18 protein-coding genes are annotated in these 21677 nt (G+C 66.5%); 6 read left to right on the top strand and 12 right to left on the bottom strand.

Translation table 11 applies throughout. From position 1 onward, the window contains the following. The first annotated feature begins 366 nt into the window (after nucleotides 1-366). Nucleotides 367-3432: a TonB-dependent receptor gene (locus Sj15T_RS18245; protein WP_041386805.1), complete on the top strand. Its 3066-nt coding sequence runs from the start codon at nucleotides 367-369 to the stop codon at nucleotides 3430-3432. A 74-nt stretch (nucleotides 3433-3506) separates the two neighbouring features. Further along, complete coding sequence (locus Sj15T_RS18240; protein WP_013053765.1) at nucleotides 3507-5387, top strand: gamma-glutamyltransferase; 1881 nt, start codon at nucleotides 3507-3509, stop codon at nucleotides 5385-5387. Nucleotides 5388-5405: 18 nt separating this feature from the next. On the opposite strand, the gene Sj15T_RS18235 is transcribed toward Sj15T_RS18240, so the two are convergent. The 5 genes from Sj15T_RS18235 to Sj15T_RS18215 form a co-directional block, all read right to left on the bottom strand. After that, nucleotides 5406-5612: a DUF2945 domain-containing protein gene (locus Sj15T_RS18235; RefSeq protein WP_013053764.1), complete on the bottom strand. Its 207-nt coding sequence runs from the start codon at nucleotides 5610-5612 to the stop codon at nucleotides 5406-5408. Beyond that, nucleotides 5612-5797 carry a hypothetical protein gene (locus tag Sj15T_RS18230; RefSeq protein WP_013053763.1) on the bottom strand — a complete coding sequence of 62 codons (186 nt, stop codon included), beginning with the start codon at nucleotides 5795-5797 and terminating at the stop codon, nucleotides 5612-5614. Before Sj15T_RS18230 ends, Sj15T_RS18235 begins: the two co-directional genes overlap by 1 nt. Before the next feature lie 27 nt (nucleotides 5798-5824). After that, nucleotides 5825-6091, bottom strand: coding sequence for a DUF2171 domain-containing protein (locus Sj15T_RS18225; protein WP_013053762.1), 267 nt, complete (start codon nucleotides 6089-6091; stop codon nucleotides 5825-5827). Nucleotides 6092-6444: 353 nt separating this feature from the next. After that, the gene (locus Sj15T_RS18220) at nucleotides 6445-8532 is read right to left on the bottom strand and encodes a 3-hydroxyacyl-CoA dehydrogenase NAD-binding domain-containing protein (RefSeq protein WP_013053760.1); all 2088 of its coding nucleotides are present in this window, start codon (nucleotides 8530-8532) and stop codon (nucleotides 6445-6447) included. Between the two features lie 10 nt (nucleotides 8533-8542). Beyond that, nucleotides 8543-10276 (bottom strand): acyl-CoA dehydrogenase family protein, encoded by a 1734-nt coding sequence (locus Sj15T_RS18215; RefSeq protein WP_013053759.1) that lies wholly within the window; start codon nucleotides 10274-10276, stop codon nucleotides 8543-8545. Nucleotides 10277-10418: 142 nt separating this feature from the next. Here Sj15T_RS18215 and Sj15T_RS18210 point away from each other — a divergent pair, with 142 nt between their 5' ends. After that, complete coding sequence (locus Sj15T_RS18210) at nucleotides 10419-11129, top strand: helix-turn-helix domain-containing protein (RefSeq protein ID WP_013053758.1); 711 nt, start codon at nucleotides 10419-10421, stop codon at nucleotides 11127-11129. 66 nt (nucleotides 11130-11195) lie between these two features. Here Sj15T_RS18210 and Sj15T_RS18205 read toward each other — a convergent pair whose 3' ends face one another. Both Sj15T_RS18205 and Sj15T_RS18200 read right to left on the bottom strand, forming a co-directional pair. After that, nucleotides 11196-11780 (bottom strand): TetR/AcrR family transcriptional regulator, encoded by a 585-nt coding sequence (locus Sj15T_RS18205; protein ID WP_013053757.1) that lies wholly within the window; start codon nucleotides 11778-11780, stop codon nucleotides 11196-11198. An 88-nt stretch (nucleotides 11781-11868) separates the two neighbouring features. Continuing rightward, complete coding sequence (locus Sj15T_RS18200; RefSeq protein WP_013053756.1) at nucleotides 11869-12564, bottom strand: FCD domain-containing protein; 696 nt, start codon at nucleotides 12562-12564, stop codon at nucleotides 11869-11871. 223 nt (nucleotides 12565-12787) lie between these two features. Here Sj15T_RS18200 and Sj15T_RS18195 point away from each other — a divergent pair, with 223 nt between their 5' ends. From Sj15T_RS18195 to Sj15T_RS18185, 3 genes are read left to right on the top strand one after another with little or no spacing between them, the layout of a single operon-like run. Beyond that, the gene (locus Sj15T_RS18195) at nucleotides 12788-13927 is read left to right on the top strand and encodes an NAD(P) transhydrogenase subunit alpha (protein WP_013053755.1); all 1140 of its coding nucleotides are present in this window, start codon (nucleotides 12788-12790) and stop codon (nucleotides 13925-13927) included. Continuing rightward, nucleotides 13924-14214, top strand: a complete 291-nt coding sequence (locus tag Sj15T_RS18190; RefSeq protein WP_013053754.1) for an NAD(P) transhydrogenase subunit alpha — start codon at nucleotides 13924-13926, stop codon at nucleotides 14212-14214. The genes Sj15T_RS18195 and Sj15T_RS18190 overlap by 4 nt, the downstream gene beginning before the upstream one ends. A gap of 1 nt (nucleotide 14215) precedes the next feature. Then, entirely contained in the window at nucleotides 14216-15610 is a 1395-nt protein-coding gene (locus Sj15T_RS18185; RefSeq protein WP_013053753.1) for an NAD(P)(+) transhydrogenase (Re/Si-specific) subunit beta, read from the top strand. A gap of 70 nt (nucleotides 15611-15680) precedes the next feature. Here Sj15T_RS18185 and fdhD read toward each other — a convergent pair whose 3' ends face one another. Genes fdhD through Sj15T_RS18160 form a run of 5 tightly spaced genes read right to left on the bottom strand, consistent with a single transcriptional unit; the run spans nucleotide 15681 to nucleotide 21630 of the window. Next, nucleotides 15681-16499 (bottom strand): formate dehydrogenase accessory sulfurtransferase FdhD, encoded by an 819-nt coding sequence (gene fdhD / locus Sj15T_RS18180; RefSeq protein ID WP_013053752.1) that lies wholly within the window; start codon nucleotides 16497-16499, stop codon nucleotides 15681-15683. Further along, nucleotides 16496-16732, bottom strand: coding sequence for a formate dehydrogenase subunit delta (locus Sj15T_RS18175; protein ID WP_013053751.1), 237 nt, complete (start codon nucleotides 16730-16732; stop codon nucleotides 16496-16498). The genes fdhD and Sj15T_RS18175 overlap by 4 nt, the downstream gene beginning before the upstream one ends. Nucleotides 16733-16742: 10 nt before the next feature. Further along, nucleotides 16743-19589 carry a formate dehydrogenase subunit alpha gene (gene fdhF / locus Sj15T_RS18170; protein WP_013053750.1) on the bottom strand — a complete coding sequence of 949 codons (2847 nt, stop codon included), beginning with the start codon at nucleotides 19587-19589 and terminating at the stop codon, nucleotides 16743-16745. Then, a complete protein-coding gene (locus tag Sj15T_RS18165) occupies nucleotides 19586-21166 on the bottom strand; it encodes a formate dehydrogenase beta subunit (protein ID WP_013053749.1) in 1581 nt (526 codons plus the stop codon). The genes fdhF and Sj15T_RS18165 overlap by 4 nt, the downstream gene beginning before the upstream one ends. Beyond that, complete coding sequence (locus tag Sj15T_RS18160; protein ID WP_013053748.1) at nucleotides 21163-21630, bottom strand: NADH-quinone oxidoreductase subunit E; 468 nt, start codon at nucleotides 21628-21630, stop codon at nucleotides 21163-21165. Before Sj15T_RS18160 ends, Sj15T_RS18165 begins: the two co-directional genes overlap by 4 nt. Between the last annotated feature and the right edge of the window lie 47 nt (nucleotides 21631-21677).

Raw genomic sequence — 21677 nt, 5'->3', positions numbered from 1 at the left:
CCAACATGGCGGAAATCATGATCTCATCAGTTCTACCAAGTTGAACGGGCGCAGGAGTGGGCGCTTCGCCCGTCGACCCATGCTGCCGGCGGGGAGCCGGAGGCGATATAGGCCCATGCGGGGATGATGCCGGAACTCCAGTTGTCGGGGGATCCGCGAATGCACAGTCTGGGCCAATACCCAATTTCCAAGAACAAACGCCAGTCGTGCACGGGATTCATCGGCGCGCACCTGCCCGATAACTGACATCGCGCAAAGTCCTTCGGCCGGGGAGATCGGCGACAAGGGATTTCTTCACAGGGGAACAGCAAGATGAGGGTGAGAAGAAACAGCATATCGATACTGGCAGGAGCCAGTATCTGGGCGATGACGACCGGCGCGCTCTATGCGCAGACCGACGCCGCACCGCAGGACGAAGCGGACAAAGGCGCCGAGATCGTCGTCATCGGTTCCCAGATCAGGGGCGCTAACACGACCGGCGCCCTGCCTGTCAACGTCGTGGGCGAACAGCAGATCGAGGCGGTGGCCGCGGTTTCCGGCGCGGACCTGTTCCGGTCCATCCCGCAACTGGGCGGCGTCACCTTCAACGAGCAGGTGCTGGGCGGCGGCAACGCCAACGCCGCGCGCGGCGACGTTTCCACCGTGTCGCTGCGCGGCCTGGGCCAGGGCAACACGCTGCTGCTGATCAACGGCCGCCGCACCGTGCTGCACCCGACGTCGCAGGCGATTTCGGGCGTCATCGATTCCGGCGTCCCCACCTTCGGCTATAACGCCAACACCATTCCCGTCGGCAACATCGCCCGCGTGGAAGTGCTGCGCGACGGCGCGGCGGCGCTTTACGGGTCCGACGCAGTCGCGGGCGTCGTCAACAATGTCCTCAATTCAGATTTCGACGGCGCGAAGTTCGACGCCCAATATGGCGGAGCGGAAGGCACCAATCTTCGTGAGTTCACGGTCAACGGCTTGATCGGCAAGGACTTTAGCGAAGGGCGCGGCAACATAACCCTGTTCGCCGGATATGCGCAGAAATCGAAACTTTACCTGAGCGATCAGGACTATACCGCCAATGTCGACAGGCGCGGCTATGTCGCGGGCACGCCCTTCGCCAATGTCTCGGCGTTCAACGGCACCAGCACCAGCACGCCCTGGGGCACGTTCCGCGCGCTGAGCCCCGCCGCCAACGGCACTTTCCTCAACCGGACCATCACCAGCAACGGCACCGCCTTCACCAACAGTTCCAGCCAGTTCCACATCCAGCCCAGCACCAACAGCGGATGCCGCATCCCGTCGGGCACCACGGGCACTTGCTATGACGATGGCAACGGCGCGACGGAGATGGCGACGGTCGACAGCAACCTTCGCTTCAATTCGCCGGCGACGTTCAGCGACCTGACCACCCAGCCTTCGGTCAAGCGCATCAACCTGTTCGCCAACGGTCATTTCGACCTGACCGACAGCCTGACCCTCTATGGCGAAGCCGGTTTCTATCGGGGCAAGACGCAGGCGATCATCGGCGCGCCGGGTTCGCTGGCGAACATTCCGATCACCGTCGCCGCCAATGCCTATTGGAACCCGCTCGGCCCGGTCGGCTCGCCCAACCGCCTGCCCGGCCTCAGCACCGCTGTCGTTCCGGCGTCGGGCCTGCCGGTGCAGATCACCTCGCTCAACTATGTCGACGTGGGATCGCGCAAGGTCGACGTGACCAACTATCAGTATCGCTTCCTGGGCGGCCTGAAGGGCCAGATCGGGGATTGGGACTGGGATACGGCCGGCCTTTACACCTGGGCGACCGCCGCGGACACGCAGGAGAACTTCTCCAACACCCTGTTGCAGGCCGCGATCAACCGTACCACGCCCGACGCCTACAACCCCTTCAACGGCGGCTGCGTCGACAGGCCGTCCATCGGGGATTGCACGCCCAACAGCGATGCGACCATTGACAGCTTCCGCATCAAGGCGACGCGCAAGACGCGCACGTCGCTGGCCCTGTGGGACTTCAAGGTCTCCAACGCCAATCTGCTGGGCCTGTGGGCGGACAACAGCATCGGCATCGCGGCGGGCGTCGAATATCGCCGCGAAACCTATCATGACAATCGTTCCCCCTATCAGGGCGGCATTCGCGGGGTCGACACGACCTATACGGACGCCGTCACCGGCATCTTCTACGGTTCCGACCTGGGCGGCGCCAGTCCCAGCCCGGACGTGCGCGGCAAGCGCAACGTGAAGTCGGCCTATGCGGAACTCGCCATCCCCATCTTCAGCCCGGAGATGGAGGTTCCCTTCTTCCGCAGCCTCGATTTCCAGATCGCCGGACGCTATGAAGACTATAGCGACGTCGGATCGGTCGCGAAGCCGAAGATCGCGGGAAGCTGGGAACTGCTGGAGGGCATGCGCCTGCGCGGTTCCTGGTCGCAGGGCTTCCGCGCCCCCAACCTGGAGGTCATCAACACCTCCACGCTGGACCGCGTGAACACCGGCATCGACTATGTGCTGTGCGAGGCGGACCTGCGCGCCGGGCGGATCGCCAACTTCTCCCAGTGCAACCGCAGCATCTCCGTCCTGCGGCGCAGCGGCGGCAATCCCAATCTGAAGCCGGAGGAATCGGAAAGCTGGAGCTTCGGCGCGGTCTTCTCCCCGCCGCTGGGCGACGGATGGGGCAAGGTGACGTTCACCGTCGACCGCTGGCGCATCAAGCAGAAGAATGTGGTCGGCCTGCTCGACTATCAGAACGGCCTCAACCTCGACTATCTGCGGCGGGTGCAGGGCAGCACCAACCCCAATGTCGTGCGCCGCGACCCGACGGCGGACGATGCCGCGCTGGTGGCGGGCACCGGCCTCGCCCCGGTGGGCGAGCTGCTCTATGTCGTCGCGAATTTCGAGAACCTTCTGCCGGTGACGGTGCAGGGCATCGATTTCAACCTCGACTATCTGCTGCCGACCGCGGCCATCGGCACCTTCTCGCTCAACGTCAACGCATCGCGCCTGATCAGCTATTATGTCGATGCCCCGGCCGGGGTGACGGCGGTGATCGACGGGCGCTCGGCGGGCTTGGTCAATGCGGGCGTGCCGATCCAGGGCGGTGGCGATGTCGTCGGCCGCGACGGCCAGCCCCGTTGGCGGATCGCCGCGACGCTGGACTGGACGCTGGGGCCGGTGAAGATCGGCGCCTTCACGCAGTTCATCGACAGCGTCTATGAAAATGCGGTACGCGATGCCTCGACCAATCCCTGGATCGTGAAGGGGCAGACGACCGTCAATCTCTATGCCCAATATACGTTCAAGAATGGCGGGCCGCTCAACGACACCAGCATCCAGATCGGCGCGCGCAACATCTTCGACAAGGATCCGCCGCTGGCATCGACCGGCTATCTGTCGAACCTCTACCAGCCGCAGGCGCGCTACTGGTACACCAGCATCAAGAAGTCCTTTTGATGCGTGGGGATGCGGCGTCCGGCTTTGGGCGCCGCATCCCCTTTTCCCTTGTCAGCAGGACCGAAGGTTGACCCATGGCCGCTCCCGATAAGCCCCGGCGCCCGGAAGCGCTCGACCGTCGGGAATTGCTTGCCGCCGGCCTTTCGGGCCTGGCCCTCGCCGGCATTGCGTCCACCGCCGGCGCGCAATCGGGCGCCCGCGCCCCGGATGCGCCCCGTTCCGGCGGAACGAGCGTCGCGGCGCATCGCGTCGAAGTGCCGATGCCGCATGGCGGCGTCACCGCCGGCCACCCTCTGGCCGCCATGGCCGGAACCCGCATGCTGATGCAGGGCGGCAGCGCGGCCGACGCGGTGGTCGCCGCCATGGCGGTGATGAACGTCGTCGAACCCTGGGCATCCAGCGCAGGCGGCAATGGCTTCGCCACCTGTCTGGACCGCAAGGCTGGCAAGGTCCATTCGCTCGCCTTCACCGGCGGCGCGCCGCGCCTGCTGGATCCTCAGGTCGATCCCAAGGCGCTCGACCATGGCCCCAGGGCGCTGACCGTGCCCGGCGCCTTCGGCGGCTGGATCGCTTTGGCCCGGCGCTTCGGCAGGCTGCCGCTCGCCACCTTGCTGGAACCGGCGATCGGCTATGCCCGCGACGGCCATCCGCTCGATCCGTCCATCGCCCTGTTCATCGGCCGGGCGCAAAAGACGATCAGCCTCTATCCGACCAGCGCCGCCCTGTTCCTGCCGGACGGACAGCCGCCGGCGCCCCGCTCCATCTTCCGCAACCCCGATCTCGCCCGCACCTTCCAGGCGCTGGCCGATGCCGAGACCGCGGCGCTGAAGGGCGGCGCCGACCGGGATCGCGCCCTGCAGGCCGCCTACGACTATTTCTACACCGGCCCCATTGCGCGGGAATTCGCGCGCTTTTCGACCGAAACCGGCGGCTGGCTGCGCCTCGACGATCTCAAGGCCTATCGGCCGCGCTGGAGCGACCCTGTCAGCACCCATTATCGAGGGCTGGACGTCTACAGCAGTCCGCTGACCTCCCGCACCGGGCTGGAGTTGTGCGAGCAGCTCAATCTGGTCGAGGGGTTCGACCTTGCCGCCCTGCCGGCGGACGGCCCGCAACTCGCCCATTTGCTGATCGAGGCGATCAAGGTGGCCAAGGCCGACGTCTATCGCTACGCCTCCGATCCCCGCTTCGCGCAGACGCCGGTCGAGGGCCTGCTTTCCAAGCGCTTCGCGGCGGAACGGCGCAAGCTGATCGATCCGGCCCGCGCAGGCCTCTATCCGGAGGGCGGCAATGCCGCAGCCTTCGACCAGGCGGCAGCGTTGGAACGGGCGCGGCCGCGCTTTGCGGCGCGGGGTGACGACCGCACGCGGGGCGGCGACACGACCAGCCTGTCCGCCGTCGATGCGGACGGCAACGCCATCGCCGTCACCACCACCATCGGCGGCGGATTCGGCACTTTCCTGGTGATGGGCAATACGGGCATCCTCTTCAACAACGGGCTGAGGCTGGGGTCCACCGCGCCCTATGACGGCCACCCCAACAAGGTCGCGCCCGGCAAGGTGGCGCTGTTGGGCAATGGCCCCACCATCCTGCTCGACAAGGGCCGGTTGCATCTGGTGTTCGGGTCGCCCGGCGGGGAGACGATCGGCCAGACGCAGTTCCAGTTCCTGGTCAACATCGTCGATCGCGGCATGCCGATCCAGGCAGCCATAGAGGCGCCGCGCTTCGCGCTGGATGCCGATCCGAATTTCTACCGGCCTGGCGCCGCCGTCACCGTGCAGGCGGAGGGCCGCTTCCCCGATCCCGTGCTGCAAGGGCTGGCCGCCATGGGCCACCGGATCGAGAAGGTGGGGCCCTATGCCATCGGCAGCGTCCAGGGCATATCGGTCGCCCCGTCGGGCGCGCGCATGGGCGGGGCGGACCCCCGCCGCATGGGCTATGCCGTCGGCTATTGAGGCGGCCTCATGGCGCGCTCACCGCTTCCTGAGCGCTTCGGGCTTGTGCGCGGCCCGCTTGCCCGCGTCGGTTTCCACGATGAACTGGGGATCGTCCGGGGTGGCGGCGACCTTGTGACCCTTGATCCGGGTCGTTCCGGTAACCTTCTTCACCACCTTGCCACGGGCCTCTCCGCCACGGCTTTTCCACGTCACGGCATCGCCTTTGCCGAGCGTCCCGGCCATCACGCGCCTCCCTGATCGCGGGAAAAGGCGATCCTGCGCCGGTCCATTTCCTCGACCACGGCCCGAAGGAAGGGAGACAGGTTCTCCGTCTCCTTGTCCGACGCCGTTTCCCAGCTATCGATGAGTTCCTCGTCGGTCATGTTCGCCACTTCGGCCCGATGGTCGCCGGGCGAATTTCCAGCCATGACGATTCTCCGTTGCTGCGGCCGGCGTCAGTCGTCATCGTCCATGATCGCCTGACCGCCTTCCTCTTCCTCCAGGAGGACCGCCGCGGCGCCCTCGGCGGAAAGCCGGACCTGATTGCCTTCCACCGCCGCCACCAGTCCACCGGCGATGAAATGATGATGGTCCCCATGCGATCCGCTGTCGGCCTTGACCATCTTGATCCGGTCGCCTTCCACCTTGTCGACCGTGCCGACATGCACGCCGTCGGCCCCGATAATGTCCATATGTTCCTTGATCGCGCTCAGGTCTGCCATGATTCTCTCCTTCTTCCGCCCTGAACGCATGGACCCTTGCAGAGATGCGCCGCCGGTCGCCGACTGCCGCGCAGGAGCCACGACTTCACGCAAACCGGGTGCAAAGCGGCGGATACGCCCATCGGAAGCGATTTTGGCGGTCGAGATGACGACGACGCGCGCGCCCGGCAGTCGCGGCTGCGCATCCTCTACGCATCGGGTTACGCCAAGGACGTGATCGTGCGCGACGGGGGGCTGGACAGCGGCGCGAACGGCTGGCCAAGCCCTTCACCAGCCTGGCGGAGCGGCTGCGCCAGGGCGTGTGGTGATTCAGCCCATGGCGGTCCGCGCCGCCGATACCGGAAAGACATTCGTCATTGGGCGTTCCCATCCTGAAAATCGAGATCCCCGAAGCGCCCGCCGGTGGCGGCGAGCCGCTCGATCAGCGGGGCGGGAGTCCATGCCCAACCGTTGCGGCCAGCGGCAAGGGCGCGAAGCCGATCCAGCACCGCGGGCAGGCCCATCAGGTCCGCCTGGAACATCGGCCCGCCCCGTTCGCGGCCGAAGCCATAGCCATGGAGGTAGATCATGTCGATGTCGACCGGGCGATAGGCAATCCCCTCTTCCAGGATATGGGCGCCTTCGTTGACCAGGGCGAGCAGGCAGCGGCCGACGATCTCCTCATCGCCGATCGCGCGCCGCTGAAGGCCGATCTCCGCCGAATAATCCTCGATCAGCCGGGTGATTTCCGGATCAGTCTGCGCAGTGCGGCCATCCGGATAGACGTAGATGCCCTTTCCACTCTTCTGCCCGAACCGGCCCAGTTCGCAGATGCGGTCGATCACTCCGGAATAGGGGCGGTCGGGCTGCTCCACAGCGCGGCGCTTGCGGATCGCCCAGCCAATATCGTGCCCGGCCAGATCCATGGTCCGGCATGGGCCCATCGCCATGCCCCAGCGCTCCATCGCAGCATCGATCTGCTGCGGCAGCGCGCCTTCCTCCAGCAAGAAATAGACCTGGCGCAGATATTCCTCGAACATGCGATTGCCGATGAAGCCGTCGCACACGCCCGACACCACGCCCACCTTGCCGATCCGCTTGCCCAGCGCCATCGCGGTCGCGAGCACGTCCGGCGCCGTGTCCCTGCCGCGCACCACCTCCAGCAGCCGCATGATATTGGCGGGCGAGAAGAAATGCAGGCCCACGACCCGCGAGGGATCGGCCACCAGCGCGGCGATGGCGTCCAGGTCCAGCGTCGAGGTGTTGCTCGCCAAAATCGCGTCCGGCCGGGTTATCGCGTCGAGCGCGGAGAAGACCTGCTTCTTGACGCCCATGTCCTCGAACACCGCCTCGATCACCAGGTCCGCTTCGGCGAGGGCCTCCAGCTCCGTGGCGGACGTGAAGGCGGCCATGCGCGCATCGGCCGCATCCTGGCCGATCCTGCCCTTCTCCACATCGCGCTGGATCGTCTTGCGAATGGCGGCCTCCGCCTTGGACAGCGCCTCGGCCCGCAGTTCGACCATCGTCACGGGCACGCCCGCATTCAGCAGCGCGAGCGCGATGCCGGTGCCCATCAGGCCGCCGCCCACGACGCCAACCCGGCGGACGTCGCGCGGTCGAACGTCCGCCGCCAGTCCGGGAATGCGCGCCACGGTTCGTTCCCCGAAAAAGGCGTGCCGCAGGCCACGGGATGCTTCGGATCGCATCAGTTCCCCGAACAGCCTCGCCTCCAGTGCCAAGCCGGCGGCCAGATCGTCCGACAGCGCCGCCACGCAATCGACGATCCGGGCAGGCGCCTGGCTCAATCCGGCGCGCAGCTTCGCCCGGCGCGCATCGACGGCTTCGGCAAGATCGACAGGCACCGGCAGAGCGCCCGTGCGGCGCAGCGGGGGCGCGCCACGCGCCACTTCCAGCGCCGCCTCCACCACGTCGTCGTCGACCAACCGATCGACCAGTCCGGATGAGGCCGCCTGCTCCGCCGTCACGGGCTTGCCCGACAGCATCATGTCAAGCGCCGCGCCAGCCCCGATCAGCCGAGGCAGGCGCTGCGTTCCCCCGGCGCCGGGCAACAGGCCCAGCGTCACCTCCGGCAGGCCAAGGCGACTGCCCGCCTGCGCGATGCGATAATGACCCGCCATGGCGAGTTCCAGGCCGCCGCCCAAAGCCATGCCATGGATCGCCATGATCACCGGCTTCTCGCAGGCCTCGACCGCCGCGATCACGTCCCGCACGCGGCTGACCTGCGTCGGAGCGCCATCGAAATCGCCGATGTCCGCGCCGCCGCAGAACATCCGGCCCGCGCCTGCGATGACGATGACGCGGCATGCGGGATCGCCTGCCGCCTCGTCGACCGCCGCCGCTATCTGGTCAACAAAGCCGTTGCCGGCGGAAAGGGCGTTTACCGGCCCGTTGGACAGGCGCAGGACGATGGTCTCGCCTTCCCGCCTCTTCTCTACAGCCATGTCGGTCCTTTCAGAAGGCTTCGGCGCCGAGCGCCATGATCGTGGCTTCGCCCGCGGCGATGCCGACCGCCAGCCCCTGGGCCTGCGGCAGCATCCGCTGGGCGAAATAGTCCGCCACGGCGCGCTTCGCGCCGTGCAGCGGCGCGTCGCCCTGCGCGGCGGCGGCCATCCGCGTCCACATCCAGCCCATGGACACCAGCGCGAAGAGGCGCAGATAATCGACCGCCGCAGCCCCGGCCGCTTCGGTCCCCGCGCCGCGCAACGAGGCCGTCACCCCGCGCAGCAAGGCAAGCGCCTCCCGCGTCTTCGCGGCGATGTTCAAGCCCTCGGCAGCGGCCAGATCCATTTCGACGAGGGCGAAAAAGCCCTCCACCACCGCGCCGCCCGCCATGGGGAGCTTGCGCCCGACCAGGTCCATCGCCTGCACGCCGTTGGTGCCCTCGTAGATCTGGGCGATGCGGGCGTCGCGGACATATTGCTCCATGCCCCATTCGCGGATGTAGCCGTGCCCGCCGAACACCTGTTGCGCCTGCACCGCGCTTTCGAAGCCGAAATCGGTGAAGGCCGCCTTCACCACCGGGGTCAGCAGCGCGACGAGCGCGTCCGCCCTGGCTCGTTCGGCCGCGTCGGGATGGTGATGCGCCCGGTCGAGCTGCAACGCGGTCCACCCGGCCAGCGCGCGCCCGGCCTCCACGAAGGCGCGGATATTGAGCAGCATGCGCCGCACATCAGCATGCTCGATGATCGTGACGGGGCCTCGCGCTCCGTCGGCGCTGCGTCCCTGGAGCCGCTCCTTCGCATAGCCGGCCGCCTGCTGGTAGGATGCCCCGGCGATGCCCAGGCCCTGGATGCCGACCATCAGCCGCTCGGCGTTCATCATGGTGAACATCGCGGCCAGCCCCTTGTGCGGCTCCCCCACCAGCCAGCCGGTCGCGCCGTCATAATTCATCACGCAGGTCGGCTGGGCATGGATGCCCATCTTCTTCTCCAGCGCGCCGACCGACATGCTGTTGCGGATCGTGAAGCCGCCATCGGCATCGGGCAGATATTTAGGCACCAGGAACAGGCTGATGCCTTTCACCCCCGCAGGCGCATCGGGCAGGCGCGCCAGCACCAGATGGACGATATTGCCGCCGAAATCATGATCGCCCGAGGAAATGAAGATCTTTTGCCCCGTTATGGCATAGCTGCCGTCGGCATCGGGCGCCGCCTTGGTCTTCAGCAGGGCAAGGTCGGTGCCCGCGCCGCTTTCCGTGAGCGCCATGGCGCCGGTCCATTCGCCGCTCACCATCGGCGGCAGATAGGTGGCCTTCAGGAAATCGCTGGCATGGGCCATGATCGCCTCGCACGCGCCGCGCGTCAGGCCGGGAAACAGGCCGAAGGACAGGTTGGTAGCGGCGAGCATCTCGTCCAGCCAAAGCTGGAGGATGAACGGCAATCCCTGCCCGCCATATGCCGGATCCGCCGACAGCGACGCCCAGCCCGCCGCCGCGAAATCGCGCCAGGCGTCGGCAAAGCCCTCCGGCGTCTTCACCAGCCCGTCGACGAGACGGCTCCCCTCCTCATCGCCATGACGGTTGAGCGGGTGCAGCCGGTCGGCGCACATGCGCCCCGCTTCCTCCAGCACGGCCGCCGCCAGATCGGCATCGACCTCCTTCCCCATCTCCGCCATCGCCCGGTCGAAGCCGAGCACCTCCGTCAGCAGGAAGCGATAATCGTCGATCGGCGGTACATAGCTGAACATGGGGCTCTCCTGAAAGCGTCGCCAGGGTCTATACCAAACATCTGTTACAGTCAACGGCGGCTGGGGCCATCGCGTGGCGCCCGAAGCGGTCGGGACCATCCTGTTAACGTTCCGGAAACCCGCCCATGCGAATAGTCGATCGATGCCCATTTCAGCGATCGTCGATCAGCCACCGGAAACCGACAACAGGCGCGGCGCCGCGCGATGGCGCATTCGCCTGGAACTGCCCGGCACGTCCGGCGATGCCGACGCGAACCTGGTGATCCACGACATCTCGACGGCGGGCATGCTCATCGAGACCAGGTCGACGCTGGAGATCGGACAGGGAGTCATGCTGTCCCTGCCCGATGCGGACGAGGTCGTGGCGCGCGTCGTCTGGCAGAACGACACCCTTTTCGGCTGCCGTTTCGAAACCGCGCTGCCCCAGGGAGTGGTGAGCGCGATCAGGCTGCGCCATCCGGGCCGCGACGCGATGCAGACGGCCGGCGATCGGCCCGAGGGCGCTGCTGACGAGGGTCTGGGCGAACGCCTGCTTCGACTGCGGCACGAAAAGGGGATGAGCCGCACGGCGCTGTCGGAACGGACGGGATTCAGCAAGCCCACCATTTGGGGCTGGGAAACCGGCCGGACCACGCCGCGAAGGGAAAATCTGCGCATTCTTTCCGCCGTTTTCGGCCTGACCGAACAGCAATTGCTTTACGGCAAGGGGCGTTCGACGCTTCGGGAAACGGACGGATCGGGACCGGAATCCTACACCCGATCATTGAAGGAGGTCATCGATCAGTCGAAGACCCGCATCGCCGAGGCCGCGGGCGTCAGCAAGCTCAAGGTCAACATTTCCATCGAATTTTAAGACATTTTTCCAGCCGGGCGAAATCGTCCGGAAGATGCGGAAAATGACAGAAAAGGAGCCGGCGGATCATTCATGCCGGAAGATGGCGGCAATCTGCGCGGCGATCTGCGCAGGGGTGAGCTTGCCGGGCCGATACCAGTCGGCGGTGGCATTCAACTGGGCCAGAAGCAGATTGCGATAGATAGATCGGTCGATCCGGGGCGGCAGCGGCAATTCATCCACCAGGGAACGGAACAGCCCCTCGAACCGATCGCGCCGGGCGATCAATTGCTCGCGCACATCATCGGACACTTCCCTAAAATCGTTCATCATCGGCGTGGTCAGGGAATCGGGGGCGAGCTGGATGTCCAGCAGGGTCGCGCAGGCCGCATTCAGCTTTGCCCATGGATCGGATTGCGCCCGCACGGCTTCGTCTATGCGCGCCTCCGCCTCGTCCAGCGCGGCATTGTGCAGTTCGACGAACAGCGCGTCCTTGGACCTGATATGGTGGTAGAGCGACCCCCCCAACACGCCCGCCTGCTCCCCGATGTCCCGCATCGACGTGCCGCGATAGCCCTTTTTGGCGAATAGCTGGGCGGCGATCTCCAATATCTGGCGACGGCGCGCCGACGGCTCGTCATTCGGTCCGGAGGGTAGGACAGGCTTTGTCATTGCCGGGGCGCTAGCACATACTGAATGGCCCGCGAAGCCTCTGTTCGGAGGGGGAACGGCCGCTTCGCCTTCCGCTCCCGCGCCTTGTTCAGATGGCCGCGTCGAGTTGGCGCATGATCTCGCGGCGGCGGCGTTGCGCCTCGAAGCGGGCGCGCTCCGGATCGCCGTCCAGGATCGCGGCGATGATGGCGCGCCGCTCGCGCTTCCAGCGCTGCTTGCCCTCGCTCCCGCCATAGACCGGCCCGCGCGGATATTCGGCATAATGGTGCACGGCCACGCGAGAGAGAAGTTCCATCAGCGGCCGGTCGACCATCAGGTAGAGAATGTCCAGCATGCTTTGGTCGAAGGCCCCGCGCTGCCGCGCCGTGTTGCGCCCGTCGATCGACTTGACCAGCGCCGCAAGCCTCTGCCGCAGCGCCTCATCCGTCGCCCGCGCCGCCGCCGCCATCAGTTCGCAGTCGAGCAAGGTGATGATGTCGATGGCCTCCGGATGTGCCGAATGATGCAGGGCCAGGAAGCCGGAAATCGCCTGGCTCAGCCCCTCCGCATCGGGCCGGGTCCCGTAATAGCCGCCGCCCGGCCCGCGACGGACCTTCAAAAATCCTTCATGCTCCAGAACGCGCGCGGCCTGTTGCACGGTGACGATGCCGACCCCCAGCGCCTTCGCCAGATCGGGCAAGGATCCGATCTGCGCTTCGGGCGGCTGCGCGACGATCATGTCGCGCAGTTTCGCCACCGCCGCCGTCACCAATCCTTCGCGGGAATTCTGCTTGCGAATGCTCATCTTGCTCCTCGTCTGGCGTCCGGTCGCCAATAGCGAATTTGCGCGCAAAAGGGCACTCCCCGCGCTCTCTTTCCAATAACACGCATATTATTTGTTTGATTCTTCCAGATTTACCACTATGGCGAGTCAACAGGGTTGATAATGGGCATATTAACAGAAGCATTGGACGCAGCCGGTTTCGGCCGCGCCAAAAGACCTGCCAGCACGGGATGAGGTGAAAGCAGTGAAGATCGGCATAGTGAAAGAGACGGCGCCCGATGAGCGCCGCGTTTCCGGCACGCCGGAGACGGTCAAGAAATTCAGGGCGCTCGGCGCCGATGTCGCGGTGGAATCGGGCGCGGGGCTGTCCGCCGCCATATCGGACGCCGACTATGCCGCCATGGGCGCCACGGTGGCGGATCGCGCCGCGACGGTGGCGGATGCCGACATCATCCTGGGCGTGCAGGGTCCGGACCCGGCCAGCATCGCGGGCGCCAGGCCCGGCGCATGGATCGTCGCGGGCCTCAACCCCTATGTCGAACGCGCGCGGATCGACGCCTATGCGGCGGCGGGTTTCGAGGCGCTGGCGATGGAATTCATGCCGCGCATCACCCGCGCCCAGTCGATGGATATATTGTCGTCCCAGTCCAACCTGGCCGGTTACAAGGCGGTGCTGGACGCGGCGGCCGAATATGGCCGGTCCTTCCCGATGATGATGACGGCGGCGGGCACGGTCTCGCCGGCCAAGGCCTTCATCATGGGCGTCGGCGTCGCCGGTTTGCAGGCCATCGCGACCGCGAAGCGGCTGGGCGCGCAGGTTTCCGCCACCGACGTGCGCTCCGCGACCAGGGAGCAGATCGAGAGCCTGGGCGCCAAGGCGATCTTCGTGGAGAGCGTCGCGGGCATCGAGGGCGAGGGCAAGGGCGGTTATGCCACTGAAATGTCGGATGATTACAGACAAGCGCAGGCCGAACTGGTGTCCAGCCATATCGCCAAGCAGGACATCGTCATCACCACGGCGCTGATTCCGGGCAAGGCCGCGCCGCGCCTGATTTCCGACGCGCAGATCGCGACGATGAAGCCGGGCAGCGTGATCGTCGACCTAGCCGTCGAGCAGGGCGGCAATGTCGAGGGCGCGGTGCCGGGCCAGGTGGTCGAGCGGCACGGCGTCAAGATCGTGGGGCACAAGAATGTGCCGTCGCGCCTGGCCGCCGACGCGTCCGCGCTGTTTGCGCGCAACCTCTATAATTTCCTCTCCGCCTTCTGGAACAAGGACCGGAACGCGCCGGTGCTGGACGAGGAAATCGGCAACGCCATCCGCGTGACGCAGGGTGGGAAAGTCGTCAGCGAAAGGCTGCTTCAATTGGCGGGGATACTGTCATGAGTTCGCTTAATCCCGATTATCTGTTCGTCTTCATCCTGGCGGCCTTCGTCGGTTTCCAGTTGATCAAGAAGGTGTCGCCGCTGCTGCACTCGCCCTTGATGTCGCTGACCAACGCCATCGCGGCGGTGGTGATCGTCGGCGCCATCACCATCACCGGCGAGGAAGGCGCGACGCCGCTGGCGAAGACTTTGGGCTTCATCGCGGTGTTCTGCGCCACGGTCAATCTGGTCAGCGGTTTCATGATCACCGACCGCATGCTCAAGATGTTCAAGCCGCGGGGGAAGTGAGATGAACGCATTGGTACCCTTTGCGGCGATCGTCGCATCGTCGCTGTTCATCCTGGCGCTGATGTGGATGAGCCATCCCTCGACAGCCCGCCGGGGCGTTCGCGCGGGCGAGGTCGGCATGCTGGTCGCCATCGTCGGCGCGCTGGTCCAGCATGAGGTGGTCGACTACAACCTGATCCTGATCGCCATGGTCGCGGGCGCGGCCGCCGGCATTCCCATGGCGCTGCTGATGCCGATGACCGCCATCCCGCAGCGGACGGCGATCAGCCACGCCTTCGGCGCGCTGGCCGTGGGCCTGATCGGCGCGGCGGAATATTATAAGCACGCCCATGCCGAATATGCGGGCAGCTTCATCCTGTGGGCGCTGATGTTCGAGATGCTGCTGGGTTTCCTGACCTGCACCGCATCGGTCATCGCCTTCGCCAAGTTGCAGGAATTGATGGGCAGCCGCCCCGTCTCCTTCGTCGGGCAGCGGGTGCTGAACGGCGGCGTGGCGCTGGCGACGGTGGTGATCGGCGCGATGCTGGCCATCGATCCGACGCAGACCTGGCTGTTCCCGGCCTTCGTGGCGCTGGCGCTGCTGTTCGGCATATTGCTGGTGATCCCCATCGGCGGCGCGGACATGCCGACCGTCATCGCGCTGCTGAACAGCTATGCCGGTCTGGCGGCGAGCGCCATGGGCTTTGCCCTGGGCAACAAGCTGCTGATCGTGGCGGGCGCGCTGGACGGGGCCTCCGGCTTCATCCTGGCGGTCATCATGTGCAAGGCGATGAACCGCAGCTTCGCCAACGTCATGTTCGGCGGTTTCGGCGCGGTCGTGGCGGGCGCGGCGGGCGGCAAGGACGACCGGGTGGTGCGTTCCGCCTCCGCCGAGGAAGCCGCGTTGCAGCTTGAAAATGCCAGCAGCGTGGTCATCATCCCCGGCTATGGCATGGCGGTGGCGCAGGCGCAGCACAAGGTCAGCGAACTGTATCAGGCGCTGACCAAGAAGGGCGTGGACGTGAAGTTCGCGATCCATCCGGTGGCGGGGCGCATGCCGGGCCATATGAACGTGCTGCTTGCCGAGGCGAACGTGCCCTATGAGCAGTTGGTCGAGCTGGACGACATCAACCCGGAGCTGCCGCAGGCGGACGTGGCGCTGATCATCGGCGCGAACGACACGATCAACCCGTCGGCCCGCGACGATCCGCAAAGCGCCATCGCGGGCATGCCGATCATCGAGGCGGATCGGGCCAAGTCGGTATTCGTCATCAAGCGCTCCATGAATGCGGGCTTCGCCGGGATCGACAATCCGATCTACTACAACAGCAACACCCAGATGCTGTTCGGCGACGCCAAGGACATGGTCGGAACCATCGCCAAGGAACTGGCGGGCGGCGGTTCGGGGCTGCACTGAGCGACAGGGCGGCGCCCTTCCCCATATTGGGAGGAGGAAGGGCGCCATTCCCGCCCGCCCCGCGGAACCGTTACGCTTCCCGCTGATCGAGACCCGACGTCCCTTCCCCGTACAACAGGATGGAGTCGGGGCGCGCCAGCACCGCCAGAGCCAGCCCCGCCCCGGCCGCCCGTTCGGCCGCAAGGCGCGTCGGCGCGGAAATCGTCGCCAGCAAGGGGCAGTCCGCCAGCACCGCCTTTTCCACCAACTCATAGGAACAGCGGGAGGAGAGCAGCGCAAAGCCGCCGTCCCACGCCCATCCGCGCCGCCACATCGCGCCGATCAGCTTGTCGAACGCATTATGCCGCCCGACATCCTCGCGGGCGAGGCGGATGGCGCCGTCCGCCGCCGCCAGCGCCGCCGCATGGGCAGCGCCGGTCCGCGCATTGAGCGGCTGGCGCCCTTTCAGTTCCTCCAACGCCCGGAAAACCGCCTGACTGCCGGTCAATGTCGAGGGCGTGACGGGCGGCAAGGGCCGGATCGCCTGTTCCAGATTTTCCACCCCGCAGATCCCGCAGGAAGATTCCGAGGCGCGATGCCGCACCCGGCTCAGCAATGCCTCCGTCCGCTCCTGCGGCAGGGTCGCCCGGGCGACGATCCCTTGCGCGGTCGCATGCACGTCCACCTCGAACGGCGCATCCTCCCGGCCGATCAGCCGTTCCGCCAGCGCGAAGCCCAGCACCAGTTCCTCCACATCGGCGGGCGTGGCCATCAGCACGGCGTAGCCGATGCCGTTGAATTCGATGGCAATCGGCACTTCTTCCGCCAGTTCCCGCGTCACCGGCGCGACGCGGCCTTCCGGCGTCACTTGCCTGAAGGTGAAGGACCGATCTTCCGGCCCGGCGCTCAAGGCGCCACGATCCGGCCCACCGCGGCGGCGGCTATCGGGGACAAGGCGCCGGGACGCGCGGCGGCCAGCATGCCGATGCGCCGCCGCATCGCCGGATCCCAGAAGGCGCGGATGTGATCCGCCGTCATGGCCACGGCCTCCGCTTCGCCCAACGCCTCGACATTGCGGGCGATCTGGTTCGCCATGTAGATCAGGCGGTCCTCGGTCGACATGACCTCATTTTCGTCGCTCATGCGGCCGATCCTATTCGGCCGCTTCCGCAGGCGCAATGCGTCGGCTGCGGCGCGCCTGTTCGACATAGTCGCGCTGCCAGTCGCTCGGCCCGTTGGATCGCATGACCTGCACCGCCGTCACCTTATATTCCGGGCAGTTGGTGGCCCAGTCCGAATAGTCGGTGGTGATGACGTTAGCCTGCGTGTCGGGGTGGTGGAAGGTGGTGTAGACGACGCCGGGCGCGACCCGCTCCGTGATCAGGGCGCGCAGGCTGGTTTCCCCGGCGCGGCTCTTGAGCGAGACCCAGTCGCCGTCGTTGATCCCGCGATTTTCCGCGTCGGCCGGGTGGATTTCCAGCCGGTCCTCCGGATGCCAGGCCTCGTTCGCCGTACGCCGGGTCTGCGCGCCGACATTATATTGGCTGAGGATGCGCCCGGTGGTCAGCAGCAGCGGGAAGCGCGGCCCGGTCTTCTCGTCGGTGGGTACATAGTCGGTGACGACGAACTTGCCCTTCCCCCGCACGAAGCCGCCGACATGCATGGTCGGCGTGCCGTCCGGCGCGGCGTCGTTGGCGGGCCATTGCAGCGATCCTTCCGCCTCCAGCCGATCATAATGCACGCCCGCGAAGGTGGGGGTCAGGGCGGCGATCTCGTCCATGATTTCGGAGGGATGATCATAGGTCCAGTTGAGGCCCATGGCGTTCGCGACCAACTGGACGATTTCCCAGTCGGCATAGCCGTTCAAGGGCGCCATCACCTTGCGCACGCGCTGGATGCGGCGTTCGGCGTTGGTGAACGTCCCGTCCTTTTCCAGGAAGGTCGATCCCGGCAGGAAGACATGGGCGTAATTGGCGGTTTCGTTGAGGAACAGATCCTGCACCACCACGCATTCCATCACCGCGAGGCACGCCGCGACATGATGGGTGTTGGGGTCGGACTGGAGGATGTCCTCGCCCTGGATGAAGATGCCCTTGAACGTCCCGTCGGTCGCCGCGTCGAGCATGTTGGGGATGCGCAGGCCCGGCTCGGCGTCCAGCGCCACGCCCCAGGCCTGTTCGAACTGGCCGCGCACCGCATCGTCCGACACATGGCGATAGCCCGAAAATTCATGCGGGAAGCTGCCCATGTCGCAGGCGCCCTGCACATTATTCTGCCCGCGCAGGGGGTTCACGCCCACGCCCTCCCGCCCGACATTGCCGGTCGCCATGGCGAGATTGGCGATGGCCATGACGGTGGAACTGCCCTGGCTATGTTCCGTGACGCCCAGCCCGTAATAGATCGCGGCGTTCCCGCCCGTCGCGTAGAGCCGCGCCGCCGCGCGCACTTCCTCCGCCTCGACGCCGGTCAGCGGTTCGACGGCTTCGGGCGAGCGCTGCGGTTCGGAGACGAAATCGGCCCATTCGGCGAACTCGTCCCAATCGCAGCGGTCGCGGATGAAGGCCTCGTCATAGAGTTTCTCCGTCACGATCACATGCGCCAGCGCCGTCAGCATGGCGACATTGGTGCCGGGCCGCAGCGGCAGGTGATGCGCCGCCTCGACATGGGGGGACTTCACCAGATCGATCCGCCGGGGGTCGATGACGATCAGCTTCGCGCCCTGCCTGAGCCGTTTCTTCATGCGGCTGGCGAAGACCGGGTGGCCGTCGGTCGGATTGGCGCCGATGACGAGCATCACATCGGCCTGCATGACGCTGTCGAAATCCTGCGTGCCCGCGGAGGTGCCGAACGTCGTCTTCAAGCCGTAGCCGGTCGGGGAATGGCAGACCCTGGCGCAGGTATCGACATTATTGTTGCCGAAGCCCTGGCGGATCAGCTTCTGGACGAGAAACGTCTCCTCATTGGTGCAGCGGCTGGAGGTGATGCCGCCGATGCTGCGGGTGCCATATTTCGCCTGGATGCGCCGGAACTCGCCGGCGGTGTGGGCGATGGCCTCCTCCCACGACACTTCGCGCCAGGGTTCGTTCACGGAGGCGCGGATCATGGGATTGAGGATGCGGTCGCGATGCTGGGCATAGCCCCAGGCGAAGCGGCCCTTGACGCAGCTATGCCCGCGATTGGCCTTGCCGTCCTTCCACGGCACCATGCGGACCAGTTCCTCGCCCCGCATCTCGGCGCGGAAGGTGCAGCCGACGCCGCAATAGGCGCAGGTGGTGACGACCGAGCGGTCGGGCGTGCCGACCTCCACCACCTTCTTCTCGGTCAGGGTGGCGGTGGGGCAGGCCTGGACGCAGGCGCCGCAGGACACGCATTCGGACGACAGGAAATCCTGGCCCTGCGAGGGCGAGACCTTGGAATCGAAGCCCCGCCCTTCGATGGTCAGGGCGAACGTGCCCTGCACCTCGTCGCAGGCGCGGACGCAGCGGGAGCAGAGGATGCATTTGCTGGGATCGAAGTCGAAATAGGGGTTCGACTGGTCCTTCGCCTGCCCCATATTGGTGGCGCCGTCATAGCCGTAGCGCACGTCGCGCAGGCCCACCGCGCCCGCCTGGTCCTGCAATTCGCAATCGCCATTGGCGGGGCAGGTCAGGCAATCGAGCGGATGGTCGGAGATGTACAGTTCCATCACCCCGCGCCGAAGCTGTTTCAGCCGTTCGGTCTGGGTGCGCACCACCATGCCCTCGGCGACCGGCGTGGTGCAGGAGGCGGGATAGCCGTTCCGTCCCTCGACCTCGACCAGGCAGAGGCGGCAGGAACCGAAACTCTCCACATTGTCGGTCGCGCAGAGTTTGGGGATGGAGCAGCCGGTAAGCGACGCCGCCCGCATGATCGACGTGCCCTCCGGCATCGTCACCGTCTCGCCGTCGATGGTCAGGGTGACGCGCTTGCCCGTCGCGATGGCGGGGGGCGTTCCATGATCGGTTTCGCGTGCGTAGCTCATTCCGCGGCTTCCTTGATCGGGGCCGGAGCGCCGAAATCCTGAGGGAAATGGTCGAGCGCGCTCAGCACCGGATAGGGCGTGAAGCCCCCCAGGGCGCAGAGCGAACCATGTTTCATCGTGTCGCACAAGTCGCGCAGCAGGGCGGTCTGCGCCTCCAGTCCGGTATCGATCCGGTCGGGGGTGCGGGAGTTGAGCGCCTTCTGGAGATAGCCCTCCCATTGCCGCCCGGCGGGGACGGCAGGCGCGCTGTCCCGCGCCGCGATGATCCGGTCCATCACCTCGACGCCCCGCGTCGACCCGATGCGGCAGGGGGTGCATTTGCCGCAGCTTTCGACCGCGCAGAATTCCATGGCGAAGCGCGCCATATGCGCCATGTCCACCATATCGTCGAACAGGGTGATCCCGGCATGGCCGATCAGCCCGCCCGCCTGCGCGAAAGCCTCATAGTCGAAGGGCAGGTCGAACATGCTCGGCGGAAAATAAGCGCCCAATGGTCCGCCCACCTGCACGGCGCGCACCGGCCGTCCGCTCGCAGTGCCGCCGCCGATGCCGTTCACCAGTTCGCCAAGGGTGATGCCGAAGCCGATCTCATAGAGTCCGCCATGCTTCACATTGCCCGCAAGCTGCACCGGCATGGTGCCGCGAGACCGGCCGAAGCCCACCGCCGCATAGGCCTCCGCCCCTTCCGCCAGGATGAAGGGCACCGCCGCGAGGCTCAGCACATTGTTGATCACCGTCGGCTGGCCGAACAGACCGGACAGCGCGGGAAGGGGCGGCTTTGCGCGCACCTGCCCCCGCTTGCCCTCTATGCTGTCGAGCAGCGCCGTCTCCTCGCCGCAGACATAGGCGCCCGCGCCGACCCGGACCTCCAGCGTGAAGGGCGCGATCCGTTCGGCGGAAAGCGCGATAGCCTCCCGCATGGCGGCGATGGCGAAGGGATATTCGCTGCGGATATAGATATAGCCATGGCCCGCCCCCACGGCGTGACCGGCAATCGCCATCCCCTCGATCAGGCAGAAGGGGTCGCCCTCCATCAGCATGCGGTCGGCGAAGGTGCCGCTGTCGCCTTCATCGGCGTTGCAGACGATGAACTTGGCGTCGGAAACCGCATCCAGCACGGTCTGCCATTTGATGCCGGTGGGGAAGCCCGCCCCTCCCCGCCCGCGCAGGCCGGACGCCTTGACCGCGTCGACCACCGCCTGGGGCGCCATCGCCCGCGCCGCGTCCAGTCCGCGCCAGCCGCCATGATCGGCATAATCCTGGAGGCTGAGCGGGTCGATGATCCCGCAGCGGGCGAAGGTGAAGCGCTGCTGCCCGGCGAAGAAGGGCAACTCCGCCACGTCGCCGAGGCGAGCTTTGTGGCTGCCGTCCAGCACCGCCGCGACGTCTTCCGGGCCCACCGGACCGAAGCCGATCCTTTTTCCCTCGCTTTCGACCTCCACCAGCGGTTCGATGGAGAAGAGACCCCGGCTGCCGGTGCGCACCACTTCGCATCCGGCGGCCTCGAAGGCGCGGGCGACATCGTCCGCGCCCAGGGCGACCGAGGCCATGTCCCGGCTGATATAGATGCGCGTCATGCCGCGACCTCCTGCGCGATCCGGTCGAGCGCGGCGGCGTCGATCCTTGCGACGGGGCGGCCGTCGACCAGGGCGTTGGGGCCGACGGCGCAGAGGCCCAGGCAATAAATGGGTTCCAGCGTCACCTGGCCGTCGGGGCGGGTTTCGCCCATCGGGACGCCGAGCCGTTCGGCGGCGGCCTTTTCCATGGCGGCGGCGCCTCTCGCCTGGCAGCTTTCGGCGCGGCAGAGTTTTACGACATGGCGGCCGGCAGGGGCGCGGCGGAAATCATGGTAGAAGGTCACGACTCCATGAACGTCTGCGCGAGTGAGGTTGAGTTTTTCGGCTATGATCTTGATAGCGTTACCATCGATAAAGCCGATCTCCTCCTGGAGCATGTGGAGGAGGGGGAGCAGGCGGTCGCGGGTGCGGCCGTGGGTTTGGGTCCAGTCCTCTATCAGCCGGGCTGTTTCTTCTTGCTGCATCTTCCCTCGCCTTTTCGCCCATGGTGCGCCCTGGAGAGGGAGGCGTC

The organism is Sphingobium sp. TA15, from assembly GCF_037101235.1.
GTDB lineage: Bacteria > Pseudomonadota > Alphaproteobacteria > Sphingomonadales > Sphingomonadaceae > Sphingobium > Sphingobium indicum.
Note: the sequence above shows the minus strand (reverse complement) of the source record. Positions and strands in the feature narration are given on the sequence as shown.